This is a genomic window from Leifsonia sp. (assembly GCF_051955155.1).
Lineage (GTDB): Bacteria > Actinomycetota > Actinomycetes > Actinomycetales > Microbacteriaceae > Leifsonia.
The window spans coordinates 1-8,583 of record NZ_JBQCGZ010000038.1; the positions used below are offsets into that span (position 1 = coordinate 1).

Here is an 8,583-nt window from a genome sequence, read left to right on the forward strand (position 1 = left end):
ACCGTCTCGGTGGACGTGTCGGAGACCGTCGCCCGCTACGGCCGGCTCGTGATCGAGCGGGACGACGAGGGCGAGCTGGTGCTGCGCTCGTCCGACCTGGCCGTGCTGACCGAGGTCGCGAGCGCCAAGCGCATCGCCCCGTTGCTGCTGGAGCGCCGCGACGACGAGACGTTCGCCGTGCAGGCATGGGCGCGCGGCCAGGTCAAGCAGGAGCTGGTGAAGCTCGGCTGGCCGGCGGAGGACCTCGCCGGCTACACGCCGGGCACTCCGCACGAGATCGGGCTGCAGGAGGACGGCTGGGCGCTGCGCGACTACCAGCGCAAGGCGGTCTCGAACTTCTTCGACGGCGGCTCCGGCGTGGTCGTGCTGCCGTGCGGCGCCGGCAAGACGCTCGTGGGCGCCGGCGCGATGGCGACGGCGAAGACGACGACGCTCATCCTGGTGACGAACACCGTCTCGGCGCGCCAGTGGCGGGACGAGCTGCTCAAGCGCACCACGCTCACCGCGGAGGAGATCGGCGAGTACTCCGGCCAGGTGAAGGAGGTCAAGCCGGTCACGATCGCGACCTACCAGATCCTCACCGCCAAGCGGAAGGGCGAGTACGCGCACCTCGCGCTGCTCGACGCACTCGACTGGGGCCTGGTCGTCTACGACGAGGTGCACCTGCTGCCCGCTCCCGTGTTCAAGCTCACCGCCGAGCTGCAGGCCCGGCGCCGGCTCGGCCTGACGGCGACACTGGTGCGCGAGGACGGCCGCGAGGGCGACGTCTTCAGCCTCATCGGCCCGAAGCGCTTCGACGCGCCGTGGAAGGAGATCGAGTCGCAGGGCTTCATCTCCCCCGCCGCCTGCTACGAGGTCCGCATCGACCTGCCCGCGTCCGACCGGCTCAGCTACGCGGCGGCGGCCGACGACGAGCGCTACCGGCTCGCGGCGACGGCGCCCGCGAAGCTCGATGTGGTGCGGCAGCTGGTGCAGCGGCACGCGGGCGAGCGCATCCTGGTGATCGGCCAGTACCTCGACCAGATCGACGAGCTCGCGGAGGCACTCGGTGCGCCGCAGCTGACCGGAGCGACGCCGGTGGACGAGCGCGAGCGGCTGTTCCAGGAGTTCCGCGACGGGGTGACGCCGGTGCTGGTGGTCAGCAAGGTGGCGAACTTCTCGGTGGACCTGCCGGAGGCGACGGTGGCCATCCAGGTCTCCGGCTCGTACGGCTCACGGCAGGAAGAGGCGCAGCGCCTCGGCCGGCTGCTGCGCCCGAAGGAGTCCGGGCTGTCGGCGAACTTCTACACGCTGGTCTCCCGCGACACCGTCGACCAGGACTTCGCGCAGAACCGGCAGCGCTTCCTCGCCGAGCAGGGCTACTCGTACACGATCCTCGACGCGCACGCGCTGGCCGCCTGACGGACGCCCGGCGCGACAGCTGCGCCACATGTCGGTCATCGCGCCACCGAAGCCGCGATTTGTGCCAAATGTGGGTTGCGGAGGTGGAGACAAGCGCGATTTGTGCCAAATGTCGCGCGGGTCAGCGCAGGATGCGGGCGAGGGTCGCGCGGGCCTCGGCGTCGCCGGAGCGGTCGCGGACCGTGATCGCGGCCTTCCAGAGCGCCCAGCCGCGGGCGCGCGCCCAGGTGTCGTCGTCGAGGCCGACGACCCGGCGGAAGGCGTCGCGCGCGGCGCCGTCGAACATCGTCCAGGCCGGGACGAGGTCGCACGCCGGGTCGCCGGCGCCGGACGTGCCGAAGTCGATCACGGCGGAGAGCCGCCCGTCGCGGGTCAGCAGGTTGCCGGGCGCGACGTCGCCGTGGAACCACACCGGCGCTCCCTCCCAGCGGGACGCGGTCGCCTCCGCCCAGAGCGCCTCGGCGCGGCTCGCGGCGCCGGCGCCGAGCACCGGGAACGCGGCGAGCGCCTCCTCGCCGTAGACCTCGGGTGGTGCGCCGCGGAAGAAGTTGTGGGTCCCGGGCGCGGGGGCGCCCTCGGCCGGCGCCGCCCGCAGCGCGACGAGGAAGGCGCCGATCGCCTCGGCGAGCGCCACATCCCTCGACACGTCGCCAAGCAGCACCACGGGCGTCCCCGGTAGCCAGCGGTACACCGACCAGGGCAGGGGGTAGTCCTCGGTCGGCGCCCCCTCGGCCACCGGCTGCGGGATGGGCAGGGGCAGCAGCGGCGCCAGGACGGGCAGCCAGCGCTGCTCCTTGGCGACCTGCTCGCGGTAGCCGGGTGCGCTCGGCAGCCGGACGCTCAGCTCCTCCCCGAGCCGGAAGGTGCGGTTGTCCCAGCCGTCGTGCTCCACCCGGCGGATCGGCAGGTCGCGCCAGCGCGGGAACTGCGCGTCCACGAGGCGGCGCACGAGCGCTGCATCGATCTCCGGCAGCGTCTCAGCGGCGGACATAGCGCAGCAGCAGGGTGTCGCCGGATTGCAGGACGTGCGCGAGGCCGAGCTCGGCGGGCACGATCGGGGAGGCTCCCGCCGCGATCCTGGTCGCCGACCCGGCCTCCAGCGTGGCGCTGAGGGTCAGGCACAGCTCGTCGACGGCGCCCGCCGCGATCAGGTCTCCGAACAGGTGCGGCCCGCCCTCGCAGTGGATGCGCGTCAGCCCGCGGTCGGAGAGCAGCCGCACCAGCCGCTCCGGCTCCACCCGGTCGCGACCGCAGACCTCCACGTCCGCCACCTCCGAGAGCGCCTCCTTGGTGTCGGCCCTCGCGATCTCGGTGGTGACGACGATCGGCCGCTCCGGCGCCTCCCGGAACAGCGGGCTGGCCGGGTCGAGGTCGAGACTCGCGGAGATCACGGCGAACACTGGATGCGCGCTGAGCCCGGCCGCGCTGCGGGCGCGCTGCGATGCCTCGTCCACGCGCATCGCTCCGTAGCCCTCCGCGCGCACGGTGCCGGCGCCGACCACGACGACGTCGCAGAGCCGCCGCAGCAGGTCGAACACGCGCCGGTCGGCGTCGTCCGAGAGTCCGCCCGAGAGCCCCTGCCGGGTGGCCGCGCCGTCGAGGCTGCTCACGAAGTTCACGCGCAGCCAGGGCGTGTGCGGGACGTCCCCGTACAGCTCCAGGAGCTGCTCGTCGCCGAGCCCCTCCTCCCCCGGCAGCGGGAACAGCCGGGCGATGGACGGCTCACTCATTGACATCCCCCATGTTGTGCTTCAGGTAGGCGGGCTCGCGCAGTCCCAGGATCGCCTCGGTCATCCGGGCCGCGGAGACAGAGGCGCGCACGTCGTGCATCCGGATGATCCGCGCGCCGTTCACGATCGAGACGACGGCGGCGGCGATCGACCCGGCGCCGCGCTCCTCGCGCGGGGCGTCGAGCGTCTCGCCGATGAAGTCCTTGTTCGACACCGCGGCGAGGGTCGGGAAACCGAGGTCGGCGATCTCGCGCAGCCGGCGGGTGAGCTCCAGCGATTGGAGGGTGTTCTTGTTGAGGTCGTGGCCAGGGTCCAGGATGATGCGCTCCTCCGGGATGCCCGCGGCGACGGCGCGGTCCACGCGGCTGAGCAGGAACGCAGCGACCTCGGCGGCGATGTCGTCGTAGTGCGGCCGCGGGTAGACCGTGCGCGGCGCGGCCAGGCTGTGCGTCAGCACGAGCGTCGCCGCGCTGTCGGCGACCACCGGAGCGAGGTCGGGGTCGCTGAGCCCAGTGGTGTCGTTGACGACGGTGGCGCCCGCCTCGATCGCGCGGCGGGCGACCTCGGAGTGGAACGTGTCCACCGAGATCACCACGTCCGATCCGGCGCGCAGCGCAGCGACGACCGGCACAACGCGCTCCACCTCCTCCGCCACCGGGATCGGCTCTCCGGGTGCGAACGGAGCGCCGCCGATGTCGACCCAGTCGGCGCCGAGGGCGACGGCCTCGAAGCACGCGTCGACGGCGCGGTCGAAGGCGAACGTGCGGCCCTGGTCGAAGAAGGAGTCCGGCGTGCGGTTCACGACAGCCATCACGGCGACCTGCCGGGAGAAGTCGAAGGTGCGGGCGCCGATGGCGCGGACGGGGATGCGCAGCGGCGGCAGGTACATCTCAGAGGGCGGCAAGGTCCACGCTCTCGTCGGCGAGCCGGGCGGGGTCGATGCGGTCGCCCGCGCGGATCAGGCGCTGGATGTGCTCCTGCACGTCCCAGACGTTCACGTTCATCCCGGCCACCACGCGGTCGCCGCGGAGCCAGAACGCGATGAACTCGCGGGCGTCCTCGTCGCCGCGGACGACGACCTGCGCGCCGGCGGCGAGCGGCGCGTATCCCGAATACTCCATGCCCAGATCGTATTGGTCCGAGTAGAAGTACGGGATGTCGTCGTAGCTCGCGCGGTCCCCGACGATGGCGTGCGCCGCCACCTTCCCGCCCGCGATCGCGTTCGCCCAGTGCTCGTTGCGCAGGTGCATCCCGATGGCGGGCAGGAACGGGTTGGCGACGTCGCCGACCGCGTAGACGTCCTCGACGCCGGTGCGCATCCCCTTGTCGGTGAGGATGCCATTGGCGATGCGCAGGCCGGAGCGCTCCCCGACCTGGACGTTCGGGGTCGCGCCGACGCCGGCGACCACCACGTCGGCGGGGATGCGCTCGCCGGTGGCGAGCACGACCGCCTGCTCGTCTCCGCCCTCGACGGCGACGACGTGCGCCCCGCCGCGCAGGTCGACGCCGTTGTCCCGGTGCGCCCGCGCGAACACCTCGCCCATCCGCCGCCCGATCGCCCCGCTGAGCGGCACCTCGGGCCGGCCGAGGACGGTCACGTCGTTGCCGTAGCCGCGCGCGGCCGCCGCGACCTCCATCCCGATCCAGCCGGAGCCGACGATCGCCACCCGGCGGCCGCCCACCTCCAGGGCGCTGCGCAGCCAGCGGCTGTCGTCCATCGTCCGCAGCGCGAACACGGCGCCGTGGCCGCTGCCGGGGACGCCGAGCGCGTTGGCGCTCGCGCCGGTCGCGATCACCAGGCTGTCGTACGTGATCCGGCCGCCGTCGGAGACGAACAGCTCGTGCGCTCCGGGATCGAACGACCCGGCGACGGTCTCGGGGACGAACTCGACGTCGTTGTCGGCGTACCAGTCGGCGGGATGCACGTATGCGTCGTCGACCGGCGCCTCGCCCTTCAGGAACTCCTTGGACAGCGGCGGCCGGATGTACGGGCGGTGCTCCTCCGCGCCGAGCAGCAGGATGCGGCCGTCGAATCCGCGCTCCCTGAGCTCCTCGGCGGTGGTGGCCCCGGCCAGGCCGGCGCCGGCGATCACGACGGTGGGATTCGACATGGCGTACGCTCCTCGGATCGGGTTCACGTGCGGGCTGACCTGCTCAGCATCCACTGTTCACACTGCGCGCGCCAGCCCCTCACACGCACGGCGCACCGATCGCTCACAGGTAGAATTCAGCGGACGCGCAGATACTGTTTGCCATGAACGCCGGACCCCGCATTCTCATCGTCGACGACGAGCCGAACATCCGCGATCTCCTCACCACCAGCCTCCGCTTCGCCGGGTTCGCCGTGCGCGCGGTCGGCAACGGCGCCCAGGCGATCTCCGCGGTCCTCGAAGAGGAGCCAGACCTCATCATCCTGGACGTGATGCTCCCCGACATGAACGGGTTCGGCGTCACCAAGCGGCTGCGTGGCGCCGGGTACACCGCGCCGATCCTGTTCCTCACCGCCAAGGACGACACCGAGGACAAGATCACCGGCCTCACCGTCGGCGGCGACGACTACGTGACCAAGCCGTTCAGCCTCGACGAGATCGTCGCGCGCATCAAGGCCATCCTGCGCCGCACGATGCAGGCGGACGAGGACGCCGTCATCCGCGCCGGCGAGCTGACGATGGACCAGGACACGCACGAGGTCTTCGTCGGCGACACCCCGATCGAGCTCAGCCCGACCGAGTTCAAGCTGCTGCGCTACCTGATGCTGAACCCGAACCGGGTGCTCTCCAAGGCGCAGATCCTGGACCACGTCTGGGAGTACGACTTCAACGGCGACGCGGGCATCGTGGAGTCCTACATCTCCTACCTGCGCCGCAAGGTGGATGCGCACTCCAGCGAGCCGCTCATCCAGACCAAGCGCGGCTTCGGGTACATGCTCAAAGCCGCCAAGGCGTGAGCGGCCGCGCACATCCGCGGCACAGCAAGCCTTCCGTAGACTGACGGCCTGATGCACTCACGCCTGCTCGACCGCTGGAACGCGATCTCCCTCCGGACCAAGATCACCGGGGTGACCGTGCTCATGCTGACGCTCGGGCTGCTCGTGACCGGCATCGGCACGATGTCGATGCTGAAGCCGATCCTGCTGACCCAGCTGGATGCGCAGCTCGCGGCAGCGTCGGGGGCGTCGTACCTGAACACGTACCTGTTCGGGACGTCCTCGGACAAGGAGCAGATCGCCACCGACGCGAGCCCGTCCGACTACTTCGCCGCGCTGTACGACTCCGAGGGCAACCTCGTGCGCACGAACTGGTCGAACATCCCGTACTCGCACCGTCCGGCGATCCCCGGCAGCCTCACGGTCGCGCAGGGCAAGGCGCTGCCGACCGGCGGGTATCCCTTGCTCAGCAACGATGGCCACACCACCTACCGTGCGATCGCGCAGACGGTCACCCTGACGAACCCGGAGGGCGCGCTCGGCACGGCCATCGTGGCGACGACGACCAGCCAGATCGACACCGTGATGGCCAGCTTCCTGGCGATCTTCCTCGGCTTCGGCGTGATCGTGATCATCGTCGGGGCCGGACTCACCCGGATGCTGGTGACGACGACGTTCGCGCCACTGCGCGAAGTGGAGCAGACGGCGGCCGAGATCGCAGACGGCGACTTCAGCCAGCGGCTCGGCGGCGCGACGCCGAACACCGAGGTCGGCCGGCTGAACCGGTCGCTGAACACGATGCTGAACCGCATCGACCGGGCGTTCAAGGACCGCGCGCGCACCATCGAGCAGATGCGCCGCTTCGTGGGCGACGCCTCCCACGAGCTGCGGACGCCGCTGGTCTCGGTGCGCGGCTACGCCGAGCTGTACCGGATGGGCGCGCTGCAGACGCCGGAGGACGTCGCACAGGCGATGGACCGCATCGAGAAGGAGGCGATCAGGATGGGCGTCCTGGTCGAGGACCTCCTGGAGCTGGCACGCCTCGACGAGACGAAGCCGCTCGACCTGCGCCCGGTCGACCTGGTGACGATCGCGCGCGACGCCGCGATGGACGCGATGGCCGGCTCCCCGAACCGCACAGTCACCGTGCTCACGCCGCAGCCGATCCCCGCTCCGCCGGAGCCGGACACGGAACCGGAGGAGCCGACGCTGGACACGGTGCCCATGCCCATCCCGGACGGCGCCAAGGTCTCCAACGCGACCGGCCCGATCGCGTTCGCGGGGGCGACGCTGGCGCGGCTCCGACGGGGGCGAGGGCGCCGCGGCACCACCGGACCGGTTCCGATCACGACGACGGAGCGCGTCGGCCTTGCCGAGACTCCGCCCGCCGAACCGGCCATCGTGCTGGCCGAGGAGAACAAGCTCCGCCAGGTGGTCACCAACCTGATGGGCAACGCCCAGCGCTACACGCCGGAGGACAGCCCGATCGAGATCGCGGTGCGGGTCGACCACCGCACCGAGCGCGCGACGCTCGAGGTGCGCGACCACGGCGAGGGCATCCCGCCGCAAATCCGGGAGAAGATCTTCCAGCGGTTCTGGCGCGCCGACACCTCGCGGGCCCGCGAGACCGGCGGCAGTGGCCTGGGGCTCGCGATCGTGTCGTCCATCGTCGCCGCGCACAACGGCACGGTGGATGTGGTGGACACCGAGGGCGGCGGAGCCACCTTCCGCGTCTCCCTGCCGCTGGCCACCGCCGCATCCGCGCCCAAGCCTCTCGCGCCGTAGCCGCTGCACCCCGAGTTGCGACATCGTGTTGCAACTCGGCAGGTATTCCGACATCGAGTCACGACTCGACGCGGCTCCGGTCCGCTGGCACGTCGCTCCGCCTCCGTTTGCGCGGAGTGGTCCAGGTCGATCGAGTCGTGACTCGATGTCTCAATACCCTCTCGAGTTGCGACATCATGTCGCAACTCGAGAGGGGATCGCGGAAACGCGAAGAGAGGGCGCCTCCCCGGATGGGGAGACGCCCTCTCTTCGTTGCGCTGGGACTTAGAAGTCCATGCCACCGGTCGGGTCGGCCGGGACCGGAGCGGACTTCTCCGGCTTGTCGGCGACGACGGCCTCGGTGGTGAGGAACAGGCCCGCGATGGACGCCGCGTTCTGCAGCGCCGAGCGGGTGACCTTCACCGGGTCGTTGATGCCGGCGGCCAGCATGTCGACGTACTCGCCGCTGGCGGCGTTCAGGCCGTGGCCCACCGGGAGCTCGCGGACCTTGGCGACGACGACGCCGGCCTCGAGGCCCGCGTTGACGGCGATCTGCTTCAGCGGAGCCTCGATGGCGACCTTGACGATGTTCGCGCCGGTCGCCTCGTCGCCCTCAAGCGACAGCTTCTCGAACGCGGTCTTGCCGGCCTGGATGAGGGCGACGCCACCACCGGCGACGATGCCCTCCTCGACGGCGGCCTTCGCGTTGCGGACGGCGTCCTCGATGCGGTGCTTGCGCTCCTTGAGCTCGACCTCGGTGGC

The 8,583-nt window shown here is 71.4% G+C and carries 8 protein-coding genes; 3 read left to right on the forward strand and 5 right to left on the reverse strand.

Annotated elements, in window-relative coordinates:
- A partial coding sequence (locus ACTHMF_RS03850) for a DNA repair helicase XPB (protein WP_440316365.1) occupies positions 1-1,401 on the forward strand: 1,401 nt, incomplete at its 5' end.
- Positions 1,402-1,522: 121 nt separating this feature from the next.
- Here the strand turns inward: ACTHMF_RS03850 and ACTHMF_RS03855 are convergent.
- From ACTHMF_RS03855 to ACTHMF_RS03870, 4 genes are read right to left on the reverse strand one after another with little or no spacing between them, the layout of a single operon-like run.
- Positions 1,523-2,392 carry an aminoglycoside phosphotransferase family protein gene (locus ACTHMF_RS03855; RefSeq protein WP_440316366.1) on the reverse strand — a complete coding sequence of 290 codons (870 nt, stop codon included), beginning with the start codon at positions 2,390-2,392 and terminating at the stop codon, positions 1,523-1,525.
- Positions 2,379-3,131: a pyrimidine reductase family protein gene (locus ACTHMF_RS03860; RefSeq protein ID WP_440316367.1), complete on the reverse strand. Its 753-nt coding sequence runs from the start codon at positions 3,129-3,131 to the stop codon at positions 2,379-2,381. Before ACTHMF_RS03860 ends, ACTHMF_RS03855 begins: the two co-directional genes overlap by 14 nt.
- The gene (gene folP / locus ACTHMF_RS03865) at positions 3,124-4,020 is read right to left on the reverse strand and encodes a dihydropteroate synthase (RefSeq protein WP_440316371.1); all 897 of its coding nucleotides are present in this window, start codon (positions 4,018-4,020) and stop codon (positions 3,124-3,126) included. The genes ACTHMF_RS03860 and folP overlap by 8 nt, the downstream gene beginning before the upstream one ends.
- Position 4,021: 1 nt before the next feature.
- Positions 4,022-5,242 carry an NAD(P)/FAD-dependent oxidoreductase gene (locus ACTHMF_RS03870; RefSeq protein ID WP_440316368.1) on the reverse strand — a complete coding sequence of 407 codons (1,221 nt, stop codon included), beginning with the start codon at positions 5,240-5,242 and terminating at the stop codon, positions 4,022-4,024.
- Positions 5,243-5,385: 143 nt separating this feature from the next.
- Between ACTHMF_RS03870 and ACTHMF_RS03875 the strand changes: the two genes are divergently transcribed.
- Both ACTHMF_RS03875 and ACTHMF_RS03880 read left to right on the forward strand, forming a co-directional pair.
- Positions 5,386-6,078: a response regulator transcription factor gene (locus ACTHMF_RS03875; RefSeq protein WP_018191755.1), complete on the forward strand. Its 693-nt coding sequence runs from the start codon at positions 5,386-5,388 to the stop codon at positions 6,076-6,078.
- Positions 6,079-6,129: 51 nt separating this feature from the next.
- A complete protein-coding gene (locus tag ACTHMF_RS03880; protein WP_440316369.1) occupies positions 6,130-7,842 on the forward strand; it encodes a sensor histidine kinase in 1,713 nt (570 codons plus the stop codon).
- 264 nt (positions 7,843-8,106) lie between these two features.
- On the opposite strand, the gene ACTHMF_RS03885 is transcribed toward ACTHMF_RS03880, so the two are convergent.
- The coding region (locus ACTHMF_RS03885; protein ID WP_440316370.1) for a TCP-1/cpn60 chaperonin family protein at positions 8,107-8,583 on the reverse strand (477 nt) is incomplete at its 5' end.